The sequence below is a fragment of the Rhizobium sp. C104 genome (assembly GCF_022354505.1).
Classification (GTDB): Bacteria; Pseudomonadota; Alphaproteobacteria; order Rhizobiales; family Rhizobiaceae; genus Rhizobium; species Rhizobium redzepovicii.
On sequence record NZ_CP092348.1, the window covers coordinates 2683045 to 2701582 of the forward strand.

Consider the following 18538-nt stretch of genomic DNA (forward strand, 5'->3'; position numbering starts at 1 on the left):
GTGGCGGTTGCGCGATAAATGTTCCGTGAAAATCGAGAAATTTTCCGTGTTTTCAACCGGAACCATTCGGCGCACCAGTCATTTTCCTTTCGAACCGGCGCGGCAATGAAACAGAAATTGCCGCGTCAGCGACCACTCTAGGAACTGAAGGTAGGTTCGAAATGACACGCAAACTCTTGACGACCGTTGCCGCTGGCGCACTGTTTGCCACGGCTTTCGCACCGGCGGCATTCTCGCAGGCGGCGCCGCAGCCCGCGGACCCGGCCGCTCCGACACAGGCGGCTCCGGCCGATCCGGCAGCACCGAAGCCGATGACCCCTGACGTCACCAAGCCCGCAGGCGATGCCGCACAGGCTCCGGCTGCAGCCCCGACGGCAGACACGGCGCAGGCCGGCTATATCACGGAGCAATCTCCGGACCAGGTCAGCGCCAACACCTATATCGGCCAGTCGGTCTATAACGGCAACAATGAAAGCATCGGCAGCGTCAACGACCTGATTCTCAAGAAGGACGGCGGTTTCGTTGCTGCGATCGTCGGCGTCGGCGGCTTCCTCGGTATCGGCGAAAAGAACGTCGCCGTCCCGATGGAGAAGATCACGGTCGCCCAGAATACTCAGGATGGCAGCGTCAAGCTGACGACAAGCGAAACGGCTGAATCGCTGAAGGCTGCACCTGAGTTCAAGACGCTGGCCATGCAGTCGGCCGAAAAGGCTCCGGCTGCAACCGGCACCGACACCACGGCCACCGGCTCGACAACGCCCAAGTAAGTTGGCGTTTAGCCAGCCCGGCCAGATATACCGCGCGGTAGTATAGCGTAGGCGATGGCGCTCCTAGGGGCGCCATCGCTTTTTGCTATGTCGGTCTTTGGAGCATGATAAACCGCTCACACTTTTCGGCATCATGCTTTATGCGCTGACACGCTCCGCCATGGCGGGATCGTAATAGTTCTCGTGCAGAAAGCGCAGTGTGGCGATCCCGTCCGCCGGGCGGCCGAAATGATAGCCTTGGCCCATGCCGCAACCGAGCATGCGCAGCTTCACTGCCTCGGCATAATCCTCGATGCCCTCAGCCACGACTTCCAGCTCCAGGCCGTCGCACATGGTCAGAATCGCCTTGATGATGTGTTCGGAGGCGCGGTCGGAGTTGATGCGCGAGACGAAGGCGCGGTCGATCTTGATCTTGTCGAAGATGAAGTCGCGCAGGCGCCCGAGGCTCGACTGGCCGGTGCCGAAATCATCAAGCGAAATACGCACACCGGCGGCGCGCAGATCGGCGATGATGCGGTGGGCGGTATCGGCCGAGCTCATCACCGCGGTTTCGGTGATCTCCAGCTCCAGGCGATGCGGATCGAAGCCGACCCGACCGAGGATCGACAGGACGCTGCCGCTGGTGCCTGGATCCATCAACTGAGCCGAGGAGAGATTGAACGACAGGAAGAGTTCGCGCGGCCATGAAAGAGCTGCTTCGGTGGCTTTGCGCAGCAGCGCTTCCGACAGTGCATCGATGAAACCACGTTCTTCGGCGAGCGGCACGAAGACGCCGGGAGAGACGAAGCCGAGATCGGGATCGTTCCAGCGGGCGAGCGCCTCGAAGCCGACCACCTGATTGTTGGAGAGCGAGACGATCGGCTGGAAATGCACGTCGATCGCGTCGGAGATGATGGCGTTTCTAAGCGCCTGCTCCAGCTGCGTCGCGCGTTTCATTTCCTGGGCGATCTCGCGCGAATAGACGGTGATCTGGCCGCGCCCGCGGCGCTTGGAACGGTAGAGGGCGGTTTCGGCGCTCTTCAGCAACTCTTCGCAGTCTTCTCCGGCGAACGGGTAGATGGCAAAGCCGAGGGAGGCGGAAAGACGGACGTTGCGGTCGCCGAGATCATCAGGGGGCCGACAGTATTTCACGGATCATCTGGCCGAATTTTTCGGCACTCGCCCGCTCGAAGATCAGCGGCAGCACGAAGGCGAATTCATCTCCGTCATGGCGGGTGACCAGCGCGCCATCGGGAATGCAGGCCCTGAGGCGATGGGCGACCTGACAAAGGATCTCATCGCCGGCAGCCGAGCCGAAAAGATCGTTGATCGGTTTGAAACTGTCGAGATTGGCGATGCCGATGGTGAAGGGAGCCGGGTCGCTAGCGCGCTCGGAAGAGATCTGCAAGACCTTGTCCCGCATGCGATTGCGGTTTCCCAATCCGGTGAGCGGATCGGTATAGGCCATCGCCTGAAGCTCATTCTGACCGACGGTCAAGAAAGCTGTGTCCGCCGATTTCATCATTCACCCGAGCTTTCCCGCGCCATGCAAAGAATGACCGGCATGTCTTAACAATTTGATAGTAAATCAGCAGGCATTGCCGCTAAAACCACCCCAGAATCCAGGAGTCGACCGGTAGTCCCGGCTAAAGTCGTTAATTTTTATGTCGTTAGCCGGAACCGCTAAGAGGTCCTGATGACATGTATCAGCCTCGCGCCCGTATGCCTTCATCCAGCAGATGCCTCTGGAAGACAGCCTCGAGCATATCGGGGCTGACCGGTTTCATGATGACATCGTCCATGCCTGCCTTGACGCATTCGGCGCGGTCTCGTTCGAAGGCCTGGGTGAGCACGCCGATGATCGGGGTGTGGCTTGTCCCGCCGGTTTCTTCCATCTGCCGGATGAGGCGGGCAGCCTCGAAGCCGTTGAAGCCCGGCAGCGAAATATCCATCAACACGATCTGCGGCCGGTGCTCGGCCCAGAGGCGCACGGCTTCATCGCCGGTCGCCGCGATCATATGGCGATAGCCAAGGCCTTCGAGGATCTGCGAAAAAACGATCTGGTTGATATCATTGTCTTCGGCGACGAGAACCTGCAGGCCGACGACGTCGTCAGAAATGCTGATTTCCCAATCCGAATCCGCACCGGCGGCGCCATTGCGGCTGTTGCGATTGAAATGGCGGGCGATCTGGAAGGTGAGCTCGTTGGCGATCTGAAAACCGTCCATAACAAGCGCCGGGATGCCATATTGCTCTGACAGTTCGAGGCAGCGCATGCCCATCTGGTTGTCGATGATCAAGAGATCGAGCGAGATGCCGGAGGAAGTGGCGATTTCCAGGAACCGCTCCTCCTCGTCCTCGCCGCGGACCGAGCAGGATTCGAAACCGTATTTCGACAGCGTCCGCAACGCGGCGGTCTCAGCGGCAAGGTCGGACGTGACGACGAGGACCTTGCGGCCGGAAAAATTCTCCGGAACGATCGCTTCCATCGCCGCCGGCTCGCGGCGCTCGACAGCGCTCGGTACCGGCACATAGGCGCGGCGATAGCTTTGATTGCTTGAGGTGGTGATCGCCGATGCCCGGCCGAACTCGTCGAGATCGGCGCCATCGCGCGGCAGATCCTGCATGGTCGACACGAGGAAATAGCGGCCCGGCTTGCCGATGCGGTGCTTGCGGCTGACGATGTCGCGCTCGATGCCGTCGCGGGAGATCTGCCGCTGGCGGGAGACGGACATCTCGCCGGTCTCCAGCACATGACGGTCGCTTTCTTCGAAACGCTTGGCGATCTCGACGGAAAAAAGGTCGCTGCTCTTGCGCCCGAGCACCTCGTCGGCGGTCGTCTGATATTTCTCGCAAAAGGCGAGATTGACCGCGACATAGGTGAGGTTGCGGTCCTTGACGAAGAGCGGGAACGGCAGATTGTCGAGAATGTCCTCGGTGAGCTGCACCCGCTCCAGATCCGAGCGCCATTGCTCTTCGCGCTTCTTGTCCTCGGAAATATCAGAAATGATGGTGACGCCGTAACCGCCGGGGAGCCTGCGTTTGACGAAACGGACCCAGCTGTCGGCAGCATGGCGCTCGACGGCATCGAAGCGCTCGCGCCAATGCGAGGCGATTTTCTGCGACAGCCAATCCTCGCGGCTCAGCGAGCCGCGCTGCTTCACGTCATATTGCTGGCGAATGCCGGTGTCGTAAACCGCGCCGAGGAAATCGCGAAGCCGCGTGCCGGGCTTCAGCATCTCGGGGGGCAGCGGGAAGAATTCCAGCGTCTGGCGGCTGGCGAAGATCAGATGATCGTTCTTGTCATAGATGATGAAAGCTGACGAAAGGCTGTCGCACACCACATCGAAAAGCGCCGTCTGCAGATCGGCTCCGGCGGAAATCCCGTCGGTTTCCGATGATGTGTCCGCCTTATCGAAGCCGGCACTCATGCTGTTGCGTCCCACATCTGTTCGATTTCGAAAGCTTCCGGAGGTATTTGAATAGAAATGCCATTTTTATGTTAAAACCGGCTTAACACTACAGCGCCGCGGGTCCTTTCCAGGCGCGCATAGGGCGCAATAACACTTTGAACTGCTGCATAATTTCATCAGTAAATCGGTTCCGATTTAAGCATGAATTATGCAGCGGCGATTCCCAGGTTGCGGGAGCCTCGGATCACGCTTTGGGAAAGCCCGCCGAACCCTCTTCCCTCCGGCCCGCGAATCCTCGAAAATAGCCCATGGCCATCAGACAGCTTTCCGAAACGCTCATCAACCAGATCGCCGCCGGCGAAGTCATCGAACGGCCGGCGAGCGCTGCCAAGGAACTGATCGAAAACGCGCTCGATGCAGGCGCGACGCGCATCGAGATCGCCACGGCAGGCGGCGGCAAGGCACTGCTGCGGGTGAGCGACAACGGTTCGGGCATGGATGCGGCCGATCTGGAACTGGCGGTCAGGCGCCACTGCACCTCGAAACTATCGGAGACGCTCGAGAATATCCGCACGCTCGGCTTCCGTGGCGAGGCGCTGCCCTCGATCGGCTCGGTTGCAAGGCTCAGCATCGCCAGCCGCCGGCGCGACAGCGCTGGCGGCCACGAGATCGCCGTCAACGCCGGCAAGATCGCGCATTTGCGCCCGGCCGCCGCCAATCCCGGGACGATCGTCGAAGTGCGCGATCTTTTCTTCGCGACCCCCGCGCGGCTCAAATTCCTGAAGACCGAGAAGGCCGAGGCCGGCGCCATTACCGAGATCGTCAAGCGCATGGCGATCGCCTTCCCGGCCGTGCGCTTCGTGCTGTCCGGCTCCGACCGCACGACGCTGGAATTTCCGGCGACCGGCGACGACCATCTGGCGCGCATGGCGCAGGTGCTCGGCAAGGACTTCCGCGACAACGCCATCGCCCTCGACGCCGTGCGCGAGGAAATTTCGCTGACGGGCTTTGCCGGCGTGCCGACCTTCAATCGCGGCAACTCCGCCCATCAATATGCCTTCGTCAACGGCCGGCCGGTGCAGGACAAGCTGATCCTGTCGGCGATCCGCGGCGCCTATGCCGAAACCATCCCGTCAGGCCGCCATCCGGTGGTGGTGCTATCGATTACCCTCGATCCCGCCCTCGTCGACGTCAACGTGCATCCAGCAAAATCCGACGTACGGTTCCGCGACCCCGGCCTCGTGCGCGGCCTCATCGTCGGCGCCATCCGCGAGGCCCTGGCGCGTGACGGCAGCCGGGCGGCAACCACCGGGGCAAGCGACATGCTGCGCTCCTTCCGTCCCGGTTTTCAGCCCTACGCGCAACGGCCACAGACGGCATGGTCGGCCGAGACCTCGCCTTCCCGTCCCTACCAGCCGGCAAACGGTTTCGGTGAACGGCCGCAGGCCTCCTTCGACGGGCTCTCGATGCCGACGGCACGGGCCGAGCCGCCGTTTCCGCCGCAGCCGGCAGCAGCCGACACCACCGCGCGCTATCCGCTCGGCGCGGCGCGGGCGCAGATCCACGCCAATTACATCGTCGCCCAGACCGAGGACGGGCTCGTCATCGTCGACCAGCATGCCGCGCATGAGCGGCTGGTGTTCGAAGCGATGCGCAAGGCGCTGCATTCGAAGCGGCTGGCCTCGCAGGTGCTGCTCATTCCGGAGATCGTCGATATTCCGGAAGAGGATTGCGACCGGTTGATGCAGCATGCGGGCGAGCTTTCCGAACTCGGCCTGGCGATCGAGCGTTTCGGTCCTGGGGCGATTGCCGTGCGCGAGACGCCGGCGATGCTCGGCGAAGTCGATGCGCATGGGCTGATCCGCCAGCTTGCCGACGAGATTGCCGAATGGGATACGGCGTCAGGCCTGTCGGCCAAGCTCGAATATGTGGCGGCGACCATGGCCTGCCACGGATCGGTGCGCTCCGGACGACGGCTGCGGCCGGAGGAAATGAACGCGCTGCTGCGGGAAATGGAAGTGACGCCCGGCTCCGGCCAGTGCAATCACGGCCGGCCGACCTATATCGAATTGAAGCTCAGCGATATCGAGCGGCTTTTCGGCAGAAGCTAAAAAAGCTGGAAAAGCCGCCTTTGCGGGAGTATGGCAAACGGATGAGAGGCTGCAGGGTACGGAGCGCATGAATTTGTTCGAAGGGCACGGAAACCGCGAAGCGAAGATCCGATATCTCGATGGCGATTTCCAGATTCTCTCGCCCGGCTCCTATGTCGTCTGCGCAATGACGGGAAAACAGATCCCGCTCGACGAACTGCGCTATTGGAGCGTCGCCCGCCAGGAGCCCTATGCCGACGTGATCTCGGCGATCGAAGCCGACAAACGCGCCGGCGTGCTGCCGAACCAGCGGCGTTAAGCGCGGCCGCGTGCGAGAGGCCGCAGGTCCGGCCCGCCCCACGAAGGACGGGCCGTTTGCTAGGCAACAGCAAGGTCGATATGCGCTCTCTGCAAATTGCACAGATCGGCAACGGTTTACTTGAATTGCGCCATATTCTCGGGCGTCACGAGCGCGGCGCCGGAATCGATCAAAGACTCCACCGTCTCTCCGCGAATCGATTTTACCAGCGCATCCACACCGAGTTCAGCCATCTTGGTGGGGAATTGCGCCACCGAAGCATCCTCGATTCCGCTCTTCAGCGCTTCCTCTTCACCACAGCAGAAGTCGAAACCGACCAGCACAATCTTGTCATTGGCAGTGCCGGCGTTCTTGATGGCGCGCGCAGCGCCAGCAGCGGGCGGGCCGCAAGCGGCATAAATGGCCTTGAGGTCCGGGTTCTTCGTCAGCAGGTCTTCGGCGACACTGATCCCGAGTTCCTCAGTGCAGTTTGTTGCGCCTTTCCCGACGATCTTGACGTCAAGGCCCTGCAGCCCTTCAAGCATGCCCTTCACACGGTCATCAAGCGCTGGCACACCGGGCACACCCTCGAGAATCCCGAGCGTATCGCCCGCTTTGAGAACCGTTTTGAGATATTCGCCCGCGATTTTGCCCGCGGCAAAATTATTGGTCGTGGCAAGCGCCGTTCTGCCTTTCCAATCCGGAATATTGTTATCCATCAGGACGACCTTGACGCCGGCTGCCACCGCCTTGTCCAGAGCCGTGGACACGGTAGGATCGACGGGCGTCAGGGCGATGCCCTGCACGCCTCGTGTCACCATCAACTCGATCTGTGCAATCTGGCCCTCGATGTCAGTTGCGGACGTCCCCTGTCCGTAGATGATCTCGACGCCGGGATTTCTCTTTGCATAATCTTTGGCTGCGTTCTCCATTGTTGCGAAAAACGGAACCGGGAACTTGGTTATAAAGCCGAGCTTGACCGGCTCCTGCGCCAAGGATGGGACTACAGCGAGAGCCAGAAGCGCAAGAGCTCCCAGCAGGGATTGCGGTTTCATCATAACACCTCCCATGTTTCGATCGCCCTCCTCTAGAGCGATCTCGTTGTCCACTGCCCTATCGAAGCAGTGATCTCCCTTAAGCCTCGGCGCCCACAATCATCGCGACAAGGTCCTGCTTGTTCGCTTCGGCTGGCTTCAGTTCACCCACCTTGCGACCCTGCCGCAGCACCACGGCCCGATCGGCGATTTCGACGACATGTTCCATATTGTGCGTGATTATGATCACGGCATTGCCTTCGGCTTTGAGCTGATTGACAAGGTCAAGAACTTGGCGAGATTCTCGCACGCCGAGGGCGGCCGTTGGCTCGTCAAGGATCACAAGCTTGCGCGCAAAAACAATGGCGCGCGCGACCGCGATCGCCTGTCGCTGTCCACCAGACATCAGCGCGACCGGCGCGTCGAACCGCGGCAGCTTGACCTTCAGGCGATCGATCACACGCGCTGCTTCCCGCTTCATCACGCCGGTGTTGAGGAAGCGGAGCGGGCGTGGCAGCCAGGAAGGGAAAGAGATTTCTCGCCCGCAATAGAAATTCTGCACAGGGGTCAGATTGTCGAAAAGCGCCAGATCCTGATAGACGGTTTCAATGCCGGCGCGGCGGGCCGCCGCCGCTGAATGGAGCAATACGGGAGCACCATCCACGAGGATCTCTCCTTCGTCGAGGCTATGAAGCCCACTAATGCATTTGACGAGCGTCGACTTGCCGGCGCCGTTGTCACCCAGAAGAGCGGTTACCTCGCCTGCATATGCATCAAAGCTTACATTTTTCAGGGCATGAATGGCGCCAAAGCGCTTCTGCGCATTTCGAACCGAAAGGACCGGTGGAGCGGATGCAGCGTTCATTGCACTCTCGCCGATTGAAGCACACGCGCGCGCGCCTCGAGATGGTTACGAAGCACATCGGCCTCAACGGCGATGACGATGACGAGACCGATCGCGATCATTTGAAAGAACACGTCGACGCCGAGAAGGTTAAGGGCGTTGCGGATGACGCCGATTAGCACGGCGCCGATCAGAGCGTGGCCGAGATGGCCTCGTCCGCCGAGGAAGCTGGCACCGCCGATTATCACCGCGGCAATCGTATCGAGCTCCAAGAGATTGCCGTAGATCGGCGAGGCGGCGCCGGTTCGTCCCGCCAGCAGCACCGCGCCGGCGCCGGCACAAAAGCCTGAGATAATGTAGGTCGAGAGCAGAACGCCCTTTACCGGTATACCCATGCTTCTGGCGGCATTCGGCGAGCCACCGACCGCATAGATCCATCGGCCACAGACCATTGACTTCGTCAAAATCAGAAAAAGAAGCCCGAAGATCCCGACGGCAAGGAAGGAATTGGGCACACCAAACGTCGTACCGCCGCCGATCGCAGTAATTGCATTGGGCATCCCGCGCATGGTGGTGTGGCCAGGGGCCAGTGCCAGTGCAAGGCCACGGCAGATACTCAAGGTCGCGAGGGTAATAATGAAGGGGTGTGGCAGCCTGCCATAGACAAATACCACGCCGTTTACCGCCCCGATTGCAGCACCCGAAAGCAGCATGGCCATAATGACGGCGATCGAGGCATCAACCTGCTGATAGACCAGTCCGCCGATGACTGTCGCGAGCGCGAGATTCGAGCCGACAGACAGGTCGACACCGCGAGTCAGGATAACGAGCTGCTGCCCCATCGCCACCAGAGCAATCACCGCCGTCTGCGCCAGGATGTTCCCCAGGTTGCCGGGCTTTAGAAAAGCCGGCGTGATCAGACTGACGACGGCGATGAGGATGATGAGGATCAGCAATGGGCCTAAGCTCAAAAGCTTCAGTCCTAATGTGATGCCAGATTGTCTCGGGTGGAAGGTTGCACCTTGCGAACCTCCAGGTCGGGACGAATTCTGAGGCAGAATCCCAGAGTCTTCCAAATTTCCCCAGCCTCCCTGGTTTTTTATACATAAGAAACATATGATACACGTACGTCAATTTGTTTCTTATGGATATCTAAACATGCCGGGAGTTGTGCAATGAGGACGGATACGACCTTTAAGCGGGCCTTCAATGATATGATCGATATCATTCGGACATCCGGTCTTGGGGAGGAATTGCCGTCCGAAAACGCACTGCGCGCCCAGCTTGGCGTGAGCAGAACGACGGTGCGGAAGGTGCTGGCGGCGATGTCCGCACGTGGGATCATCATATCCGAAGCGCATAGGCGGATCATACGCGAGCAGCCGCGGCAGATAGAGCGTTATCCGAAGGAAGAGACCTTAGCCATCTCGGAACAGGTCGAGACGAGTTTCATGGAATGGATGCTGCGCGGCGATGCCTGTCCGGGCACAGAAATCAATGAGGCTGAATTAGCTCGGAAATTCGGCGTCGCGACAACCATAGTCCGTGAATTTCTCAATCGATTTCAGAAATATGGGCTGATCGAGAGGCGTCAGAATGCAGGCTGGGTTTTTAAAGGGTTCACCGCGAGTTTCGCACTCGAACTGTTCGAAATCAGAGAAATGTTCGAAATGCGCTCCGCACGTCTCTTCGCTACCCTGCCCGACAGCTCACCCATCTGGAAGCAGGTGCGTGCAATACGAGCGGCGCATTTGGAACTGCTCGCGGACATCGATGCCCGGTTTCAGGATTTCTCGGAACTGGACAGCCGGTTCCATCGCCTGATTGTGGCTGTCGCGCCAAACCGCTTTATCGAAAGCTTCCAAGACGTGATCGCCATGGTCTTCCACTATCACTATCAGTGGAACAAGCGGGATGAACGCGCTCGGAATGAGGTCGCCATTGGGGAACATCTCGCGCTGATCGATGCCCTCGAAAGCCGCAATGTCGCGTTGATCGATCACGCTTGTCGGTCGCATCTGACCTCCGCCCGCGAAACTTTGCTTCATTCGATCGTGTAACCACATTGCGATTGGGGTAGCAGAAAGCCCGGCGAACCGGCGGACAAGAGGCCGGCGATCCATAGCCTCCGCAAACCAACGCGAGTTCGCGGCAGTCTTTTAGAGCGGCCCAGCCTTTCCGGGCATCGCTTTAAAGCCGGCCTTCATCTCCCTTAGGCGCCGCTCGCGGCAGGCAACGATCGCCCGGTCGATGATCAGGCTCGGGGCGAGGTGATCCTCGAACACCATGTCGACCTCGATCACCTGGCACTTTTCCGCGAGCTGTGCCGCCTTGCCGGGATGGCCGGAAAGGCGGACGAAATCCTTTGAGGTGGTGACGATCAGCAAGCCCTGACGCTCGGCGGTCGTCAGGATGTCGTCGATCTCGTCCTCGGTCAGGTGCTCGTGGTCGCCGAAGGACTTGGCGACGGCGATTTCAGCGCCGCGCGATTCGACCGTGCGGAAGAATTTGGCGGGATCGGCAATGCCGGCAAAGGCGAACACCTTCATGCCGGCGAGCGTATTGTCGCCGCGCACTTTCAGCGAGGCGGTGAAATAGGGCTTTGCGGCGCGTGCCGCCATGCGGACGATGCTGTCGGCGGCATTGCCGCCGCCGACCTTCAACAGGGCGGTGGCCGAACGCAGCTGCTGGCGGATCGGGGCCCGCACCGGGCCGGCCGGCACGATATGGCCGTTGCCGAGGCCGCGGGTCGCATCGATGACCAGCAGGGCATAGTCGATCGCCAGCCGGGCGCTCTGGAAACCGTCGTCCATGATGATGAGATCGGCGCCTTCCGCGACCAGACGCTGTGCCCCGTCGACGCGCCTCCGCGAAATCACCGTCAGCGCCTCCCGGGCAAGCAGCAGCGGCTCATCGCCGACGGCGACCGCCCGGTGATGATCGGGATCGACCACCGTCGTCACATCGAGCGAGCCGCCGTAGCCGCGGCTGAGAAAGCCCGGCTTCAGCCCTTTCGCCTTGGCGGCGCGGGCAATGGTCAGCGCTGTCGGCGTCTTGCCGGCGCCGCCGACGGTGAAATTGCCGACGCAGATGACCGGAATGGCAACGGAGGCGCGGCGCGCATGGGCCATGCGGTGGCCGGCGATACGACCGTAGAGAAAGGAAACCGGCAGCAGCAGCCAGGCCCGCCAATCGGCTTTCCTCCACCAGAACGGCGGCGCTTCGGATATCATCTTGCCGTTCCGCTCCCCTGCCCGCCTTACGGCAACCAGCCCCTTGCTTTTCGACCGGCCGGATTGAGAAGCCAAATTCAATGAAAATGCAAGCCCTTACCAGTCAGGCCGGCTGCAGATCCGGCAGCAGTGTCTCGAGAGCGGTGATATCGTCGAGCACATGATCGGCGGCGGCGGCCAGCGAATCGCGCGAACCGGTTCCGGTCAGCACCGCGATCCTGAGCCCCGTTCCGGCATTCAGGCCCATGTGCAGGTCGTGATTGTTGTCGCCGACCATCGCCACTTCCTCGGGCGAAAGACCGGTCGCAGCGCAGAAGCCGAGCACCATGCCCGGCTCCGGCTTGACGCCGAAACCGCTGTCATATCCGGCGATATAATCGACATAGCGGGCGAAACCGAAACGTTCCGCGGTCTGGCGGATCGAGCGCTCATTGTCGCTGGAGGCGACGCCGAGCTTGAAGCCGCGCCGATGCAGCCTGGCGAAGAAGTCAGCGAGATTGGTTACCGGCACGGAAAATTCGGCGGCGTTGGAAAACAGTTCGTCGAGGCGCACCGTCAGTTCGCCGACATCGACCATCGAACCCGCGGCAACCAGACCCTCGGCAATCTGGCGGGTATTGCCGGCGGCAAGCAGGCTGTCAGGCACGATATGGCCAGTCGCCGGATCCATGCCGCAGGCCGACAGCAGCCGGTCGGCAAGAAGCGGATCCCCTTCGGCGGCGATGCGGGCAAGTTCGCGGTTTACCGGCAGCCAGCTCTCGTCATAGTCGAGCAGCGTGCCGTCCTTGTCGAAGAGAATGCCTTTGATAAGCGACGCTGCCGCCATGCTTTATCCTCAGAGCTGGGCCACGGCCTTGGGCAGCAGCCGCGCCTTCACCGTCAGCGGATTGATATAGGGTTCCAGCCCCTTGACGGTCGCGGTCAGCGCACCGCGCATCTCGTGCACGGCGGTGATGCCGGCCTCGATCATATTGCGGCGGGCTTCGTCATTGGTCAAAAGGTAATGCACGCCCTTGGCCAGCATTTCGGTATCGCGCACCATGCGGGCGCTGCCGCTGCGGGCAAGCTTCTGATAGGCATCGCGGAAATTCTGCACATGGCCGCCGGAGAGAACGGCGCAGCCGAGCATGGCGGGCTCCAGCGGATTCTGGCCGCCTTCGGCAAAAAGCGAGCGGCCGACGAAGGCGATTTCCGTCAGTCGCAAATAGAGGCCCATTTCGCCGATCGTATCGCCGAGGAAGATATCGACATCGGCCGACAGGACATCGTCGCGGGTGCGGCGGGCGACCTTCAGCCCCAGCTTGACCAGAGCCGCCTCGATCTCGTCGCAACGGTCGGGATGGCGAGGCACGATGATCGTCAGCTGACGATCGCGCTCCCTCAGCGCCCGATGAACGATGGCAGCGGCATTCTCCTCGCCGTCGAAGGTCGAGATCGCCGCCCAGGTCTTGCGGTCGCCGATCTGCTTCTTGTAGCGGGCGAGGACAGCGCTGTCATAAGGGGGTGCGTCGGTATCGACTTTCAGATTGCCCGAGGTGATAACGGGAACGGCGCCGAGATCGCGGAAACGTTCGGCATCGATATCCGACTGGGCGATGACGAGGGCGAGATTCTCGAACAAGGCTTCGGCGATTGCCGGCCGGCGGCGCCAGCGGGCAAAGGAACGATCCGACATGCGGGCATTGATCAGGATCTGCGGAATTCGGCGGCGGCCGAGTTCCAGCACTGTTGCCGGCCAGATCTCGGATTCGGCGATGATTGCGCAATCGGGCGCCCAATAATCGAGGAAGCGGCTGACCGAGGGCTTCAGGTCGAGCGGCACATATTGGTGGATCGCGTCATTGCCGAGGCGCTCGGCGGCGAGCCTGGCCGAGGTGATCGTGCCCGTGGTCAAGATGACATGGATGTCGCGGCGGCGGATTTCGCGGATCAGCGGAATGACGGCATTGGTTTCACCGACACTTGCAGCATGGAACCAGACGAGCGGGCCCTGCGGCCGGTTGGCGCTCGGATAGCCGAAGCGTTCCAGGCGGCGCGCCCGGTCTTCCTTGCCCTTGGCCGTGCGGTAGGTGATATAGAGGCCGACGACAGGAGAGGCCACGGTTCCCGCCAAACGGTATGCGCTCAGACCGAACCGAGCCATCCGGGAACTCATTGCGCCAGTCTCCGATCCAAGATCGACATCAAACCCATTCCCTCATTATCGTTGCGGCCGGAATGGCCGATGAATTTGTTCAGAATGCGTCAAACGATCCGGATCGACGGACGGCCGGTGCACGAACCCGGCGCGACGAACCGCAGGCCGCCGATACATGCCGCGGCCGATGGCCGAGATCGGCTGCTTCAGGCCTTTTCCTGCGGATCGAGCAAACGATGCATGTGGACGATGAAATAGCGCATATGCGCATTGTCGACCGTCTGCTGCGCTTTCGACTTCCAGGCCGTCAGCGCCGTGGCATAATCCGGGAAAATGCCGACGATATCGAGACCCTTCAGATCGCGGAACTGGACGTTGTCGAGGCTTTCCAGTTCGCCGCCAAAAACGAGATGCAAAAGCTGCTTCTTGTCACCGGAGTCAGTCATTTTTTGTTCTCTTTCTGCTATTCTCCTCCGCCACCCCATCTGCGGGATTTTGACGGAAACGTCAACTGTCTCGTCGTCCCGCAAAGGCCGCGAGAAACTCGCTGATGCGGGGCGTCGGTGCTGCGCAGAGGACGTTGTGGGTCACGTCGGCGCGATTGTAGACGATCGGCCTGCCGTCGAGATCGACGAGGCCACCGCCAGCGCAGCTAAGGATCAGATCGGCGGCGGCCAGATCCCAATCATGCGAATTGCTCTTGACGAAGGTGCCTTCGAGACGACCGTCCGCCACCATGGCGATGCGATAGGCAAGCGAGGGAATGTGTTTGTGGCGGCTGACCCGGTCGCGAAACTCCGGCGGAAAGGTCGTCAACAGGTCCTCGCCGACCGCAAGGCGGCTCGTCTCCTCCGGTCCCGCGGCGGAGACGGTGAAGGGCACGCCGTTTTTCAGCGCCACGCCGCCGTCGACGGCCTCATAGAGTTCCTCGAGCGCCGGGGCATAGAGCACGCCGGCGACCGGACGGCCGCGATGAACGACCGCGACGCTGACGCACCAGAGCTTCTGCCCGCCGAGAAAGGCGCGCGTGCCGTCGATCGGGTCGATGATGAACAGCGTCTCATGCGAGAGGCGGCCGGCATCATCGTCGGTTTCCTCAGACAGCCAGCCATAATCCGGCCGGGCCTTGCGCAGAATGGTTTCGAGCGTCTTGTTGGCGGCGAAATCGGCGGCGCTGACGGGGGAGCGGTCGTCGTTTTTCCACCAGACCTCGGGAGACTGGTTGAAGAAACCGAAAGCGACCGCACCGGCCTCTTTCGCAGCATCGACGATCAGCGTGAGATCGCTCTGCCAACGGGGCTTTTCCCTATCGCTCATCCCGTCAAATCCGTCCAACTTTCGTTTGAGCATGATGTCGTCCGAAAACCGCACACACTTTTCGGCATCATGCTCTACCGCCCTGCCAGGGTCATGCCTTCGATGGCGAAGGTCGGGGCCGCGACGCCGAACTTGCGGTCGATGTCGTTTGCCGGCGTCAGGCGCATGAACATCTCCTTGAGATTCGAGGCGATCGTCACCTCGGAGACCGGGAAGGTCAGTTCGCCGTTCTCGATCCAGAAACCGGTGGCGCCGCGGCTGTATTCGCCGGTGATCATGTTGACGCCGTGGCCGATCAATTCGGTGACATAAAAGCCATTGCCGACGCTGCGGATCAGTTCCTCCGGCGTGATGTCGCCGGGTTCAAGGGCAAGATTGGTGGAGGACGGCGAAACGGCAGTGCCGCCGCGCACGCCGCGGCCGTTGGTCTGAAGGCCGAGCTCGCGACCGGTCGAGGTCGACAGGAACCAATGCTTCAAGACGCCGTCCTCGATCATCACCATCCGCTCGCCCGATACGCCCTCGCCGTCGAAGGGCCGCGAGGAGGGGCCGCGCACGATCAACGGATCGTCGGTGATAGACAGGCCCGATTTCAGTACCTGCTGACCCATCCTGTCGCGCAGGAAGCTCGACTTGCGGGCGACGGCGGCGCCATTGATTGCGCCGGCGATATGGCCGACGAAGCCGCGGGCGACTCGCGGATCGAAGATGACGGTGACATCCTTGCCGGTCGGCACCTGGCGCGGGTTGATGCGCTTTATCACCCGTTCGCCGGCTCGGCGGCCGATCTCGGCGGGATCGTCGAGCTCGGCATAATAGAGCCGGCTGTCGAAATCATAATCGCGCTCCATGCCGGTGCCTTCTCCGGCGATGACGCTGACGGAATGGCCGAAACGCGAGGCCATGTAGCTGCCTTCGAAACCGTGCGAGGTGGCGAGAACCAGGCCGCCCATGCCGGCCGAGGCACCGGCGCCGGAGGAATTGGTGACGCCCTCGACCGCAAGGGCCGCGGCCTCAGCTGCAAGGCCTGCCTCGCGCAGCATCTCGGAGGAGACCTCGGTGGTATCGAGCAATTGCAGGTCGGGGTAGGATTTCGCAAGGCTCGCCTCATCCGCGAGGCAGGCGAAGGGATCTTCCGGCGAGACTTTGGCCATGGCGACGGCGCGTTCGGCCAGCGCCTGCAGATCGAAGCCCGGATTGGCCGAAACGCTGGCAACGCGCTTGCCGATGAAGACGCGCAGCGAAAAATCGTCGCTTTCGGAGGATTCCGTGCCCTCGACCTTGCCGAGGCGGACGCTGACCGATTGCGAGCGCGACCGGACGACGACGGCGTCGGCGGCGTCGGCCCCTGCCTTCCTGGCCAGATCGATCAATTGACTTGCGCGGGAAAGAAGTGTCGAGGAATCGATTTCAGAGGACATGATTTGGCCTTTCCTTCGGCTTCCATTTATTGTGCACTCACCCAAGCATCAAGGCCGCCGCCGCCGATTCTTTGTCGGGGCTGCCGGCCTGTTCCCCGCCGTCGAAAGAAATCGCCCCGATGTCCGCGTCCAATGCCTTTTTTTCCGAAACGATCCTGCTGCTCGGCGGAGGGGTGGTCGCCGCGCCGATATTCAAGAAGCTCGGGCTCGGCACGGTGCTCGGCTATCTCGCCGCCGGCATCGTCATCGGGCCGGTTTTCCACGGCATCACCGATGGCGAACAGATCCTTGCCGTCGCCGAACTCGGCGTCGTCTTCCTGCTTTTCATCATCGGGCTGGAGCTGAAACCCAGCCGCCTCTGGCAAATGCGCCGCGACATTTTCGGCCTCGGCACGGCGCAGGTGGTGGTGACCGGGCTGGCGCTGACCGCGCTTGCCTGGTTTTCTGAGGTTCTCGACTGGCGCGGCAGCATCGTCGCCGGCTTCGGCCTGGCACTATCCTCGACGGCCTTCGCCATGCAGATCCTCGAGGGCGACGGCGACGTCAACACGAGGTATGGGCAGCGCTCCTTCTCGATGCTGCTGTTCCAGGACCTTGCAATCGTGCCGCTCTTGGCGCTGATCACCGTGCTCGACGGCGGCGGCAAGGGCAGCCCTGCGCCGCTCACCGATTTTGCGGTCGCCGTCGGCGCGGTCGCGGCGATGGTCGTCATGGGGCGCTACCTGCTGACGCCGCTCTTCCAGGTCATCGCGCGCACCGGTGCGCGCGAAGCGATGATCGCCGCCGCCCTCTTCGTCGTCATGGGATCGGCGAGCCTAATGCAGCTTGCCGGGCTTTCGATGGCGATGGGCGCCTTCCTCTCCGGGGTGATGCTCGCCGAATCCTCCTATCGGCACGAGCTGGAGGCCGATATCGAGCCCTTCCGCGGCGTGCTGCTCGCCATCTTCTTCATCGCCGTCGGCCTGTCGCTGCAGCTCGACGTGCTTGCCGACAACGTGCTCTTCGTCATCGTCGCGGTGCCGATCATCATGGCGGTCAAGGCGATCATCATCTACGGGCTCTGCCGGATCTCCGGCTCTCCGCATGATGATGCGATCCGCATCGCCTTCCTGCTGCCGCAGGGCGGCGAATTCGGCTTCGTGCTGTTTACCGCGGCGGCGACCGTCGGGCTGATGTCGGCGAGCACGGCATCGCTGCTGGTCGCGATCGTCACGCTGTCCATGGCGCTGACGCCGATCGGCGCGGCGCTTGCGAAGCGTCTGCTCAGCGGCGACGAGCATGAGGAGTTGGACGAGGATTTCGAGGGCGCCGGCGCCGACGTGCTGATGGTCGGCTTCTCGCGTTTCGGCCAGATCGCCGCGCAGATCCTGCTTGCCGGCGGGCGCAGCGTCACCGTCATCGAATTTTCGGCGGACCGCATCCGCCAGGCCTCCTCTTTCGGCTTCCGCATCTATTTCGGTGACGGCACCCGCAAGGACGTGCTGCGCTCGGCCGGCATCGACCGGGCAAAGATCGTGCTCGTCTGCACGCAGAAGAAGGAGGTCACCGACAAGGTGGTGGAGCTGGTGCAGGCGGATTATCCGCACACAAGGCTCTACGTGCGCTCCTACGACCGTATCCATTCGATCGAACTGCGCAACAAGGGCGTCGACTACGAGTTGCGCGAAACGCTGGAATCCGGCCTGCTCTTCGGGCGGCGGACGCTGGAGGCGCTCGGCGTTCCCGAGGTCGACGCCTATGAGATCGGCGAGGATATCCGCAAGCGCGACGAGGCGCGCCTGGTGCTGCAGGTGTCGGAAGGGCTGCAGGCCGGCCGCGACATGCTGTTTTCCCACCCTGTCCGCCCCGAACCGCTCGTGAAGCCGAAACGCGCCGCCGATCCATTCGAGGACGATCCGCTGGCGGGAACGGTGGATGCGACGGCGGAGGCCTGATCGCCGCCGATCGGCTTGTTAAATTGACGCATTGAATATGCGCTCGGCGGCGTCTATCAGCGGGTGATCGG

Annotated in this window: 15 protein-coding genes and 1 pseudogene; 5 read left to right on the forward strand and 11 right to left on the reverse strand. The window is 61.8% G+C overall.

Annotated features, from left to right (window positions below):
• Positions 1–161 precede the first annotated feature (161 nt).
• Positions 162–767 (forward strand): PRC-barrel domain-containing protein, encoded by a 606-nt coding sequence (locus tag MF410_RS14535; RefSeq protein ID WP_097624018.1) that lies wholly within the window; start codon positions 162–164, stop codon positions 765–767.
• Between the two features lie 138 nt (positions 768–905).
• On the opposite strand, the pseudogene MF410_RS14540 reads toward MF410_RS14535, so the two are convergent.
• A pseudogene (locus tag MF410_RS14540) lies at positions 906–2271 on the reverse strand (EAL domain-containing protein).
• A 181-nt stretch (positions 2272–2452) separates the two neighbouring features.
• Complete coding sequence (locus MF410_RS14545) at positions 2453–4177, reverse strand: response regulator (RefSeq protein ID WP_097624016.1); 1725 nt, start codon at positions 4175–4177, stop codon at positions 2453–2455.
• A gap of 290 nt (positions 4178–4467) precedes the next feature.
• Between MF410_RS14545 and mutL the strand changes: the two genes are divergently transcribed.
• Positions 4468–6270 (forward strand): DNA mismatch repair endonuclease MutL, encoded by a 1803-nt coding sequence (gene mutL / locus MF410_RS14550; RefSeq protein ID WP_097624015.1) that lies wholly within the window; start codon positions 4468–4470, stop codon positions 6268–6270.
• Positions 6271–6337: 67 nt separating this feature from the next.
• The gene (locus tag MF410_RS14555; RefSeq protein WP_003588271.1) at positions 6338–6568 is read left to right on the forward strand and encodes a DUF2093 domain-containing protein; all 231 of its coding nucleotides are present in this window, start codon (positions 6338–6340) and stop codon (positions 6566–6568) included.
• 116 nt (positions 6569–6684) lie between these two features.
• Here MF410_RS14555 and MF410_RS14560 read toward each other — a convergent pair whose 3' ends face one another.
• From MF410_RS14560 to MF410_RS14570, 3 genes are all read right to left on the reverse strand, one after another.
• A complete protein-coding gene (locus MF410_RS14560) occupies positions 6685–7602 on the reverse strand; it encodes a sugar ABC transporter substrate-binding protein (protein ID WP_239620429.1) in 918 nt (305 codons plus the stop codon).
• A 79-nt stretch (positions 7603–7681) separates the two neighbouring features.
• Positions 7682–8446 carry an ATP-binding cassette domain-containing protein gene (locus tag MF410_RS14565; protein WP_097624014.1) on the reverse strand — a complete coding sequence of 255 codons (765 nt, stop codon included), beginning with the start codon at positions 8444–8446 and terminating at the stop codon, positions 7682–7684.
• Positions 8443–9501, reverse strand: a complete 1059-nt coding sequence (locus tag MF410_RS14570) for an ABC transporter permease (RefSeq protein WP_179867054.1) — start codon at positions 9499–9501, stop codon at positions 8443–8445. Before MF410_RS14570 ends, MF410_RS14565 begins: the two co-directional genes overlap by 4 nt.
• Before the next feature lie 99 nt (positions 9502–9600).
• Between MF410_RS14570 and MF410_RS14575 the strand changes: the two genes are divergently transcribed.
• Positions 9601–10485: a GntR family transcriptional regulator gene (locus MF410_RS14575; protein ID WP_097624012.1), complete on the forward strand. Its 885-nt coding sequence runs from the start codon at positions 9601–9603 to the stop codon at positions 10483–10485.
• A gap of 99 nt (positions 10486–10584) precedes the next feature.
• On the opposite strand, the gene lpxK is transcribed toward MF410_RS14575, so the two are convergent.
• The 6 genes from lpxK to MF410_RS14605 all read right to left on the reverse strand — a co-directional run bounded on the left by lpxK (position 10585) and on the right by MF410_RS14605 (position 16533).
• The gene (gene lpxK, locus MF410_RS14580; RefSeq protein WP_097624011.1) at positions 10585–11658 is read right to left on the reverse strand and encodes a tetraacyldisaccharide 4'-kinase; all 1074 of its coding nucleotides are present in this window, start codon (positions 11656–11658) and stop codon (positions 10585–10587) included.
• 103 nt (positions 11659–11761) lie between these two features.
• Positions 11762–12484: an HAD family hydrolase gene (locus MF410_RS14585; protein WP_097624010.1), complete on the reverse strand. Its 723-nt coding sequence runs from the start codon at positions 12482–12484 to the stop codon at positions 11762–11764.
• 9 nt (positions 12485–12493) lie between these two features.
• Positions 12494–13813 (reverse strand): lipid IV(A) 3-deoxy-D-manno-octulosonic acid transferase, encoded by a 1320-nt coding sequence (gene waaA / locus MF410_RS14590; RefSeq protein WP_097624009.1) that lies wholly within the window; start codon positions 13811–13813, stop codon positions 12494–12496.
• A 188-nt stretch (positions 13814–14001) separates the two neighbouring features.
• Positions 14002–14241, reverse strand: a complete 240-nt coding sequence (locus tag MF410_RS14595) for a DUF4170 domain-containing protein (protein ID WP_012556727.1) — start codon at positions 14239–14241, stop codon at positions 14002–14004.
• Between the two features lie 61 nt (positions 14242–14302).
• Positions 14303–15112 carry a 3'(2'),5'-bisphosphate nucleotidase CysQ gene (locus MF410_RS14600; protein ID WP_097624171.1) on the reverse strand — a complete coding sequence of 270 codons (810 nt, stop codon included), beginning with the start codon at positions 15110–15112 and terminating at the stop codon, positions 14303–14305.
• A 74-nt stretch (positions 15113–15186) separates the two neighbouring features.
• On the reverse strand, positions 15187–16533 hold the full coding sequence (locus tag MF410_RS14605; RefSeq protein ID WP_097624008.1) for a TldD/PmbA family protein: 1347 nt from the start codon (positions 16531–16533) through the stop codon (positions 15187–15189).
• A 119-nt stretch (positions 16534–16652) separates the two neighbouring features.
• Here MF410_RS14605 and MF410_RS14610 point away from each other — a divergent pair, with 119 nt between their 5' ends.
• A complete protein-coding gene (locus tag MF410_RS14610) occupies positions 16653–18467 on the forward strand; it encodes a monovalent cation:proton antiporter-2 (CPA2) family protein (RefSeq protein WP_097624007.1) in 1815 nt (604 codons plus the stop codon).
• Positions 18468–18538: the final 71 nt, after the last annotated feature.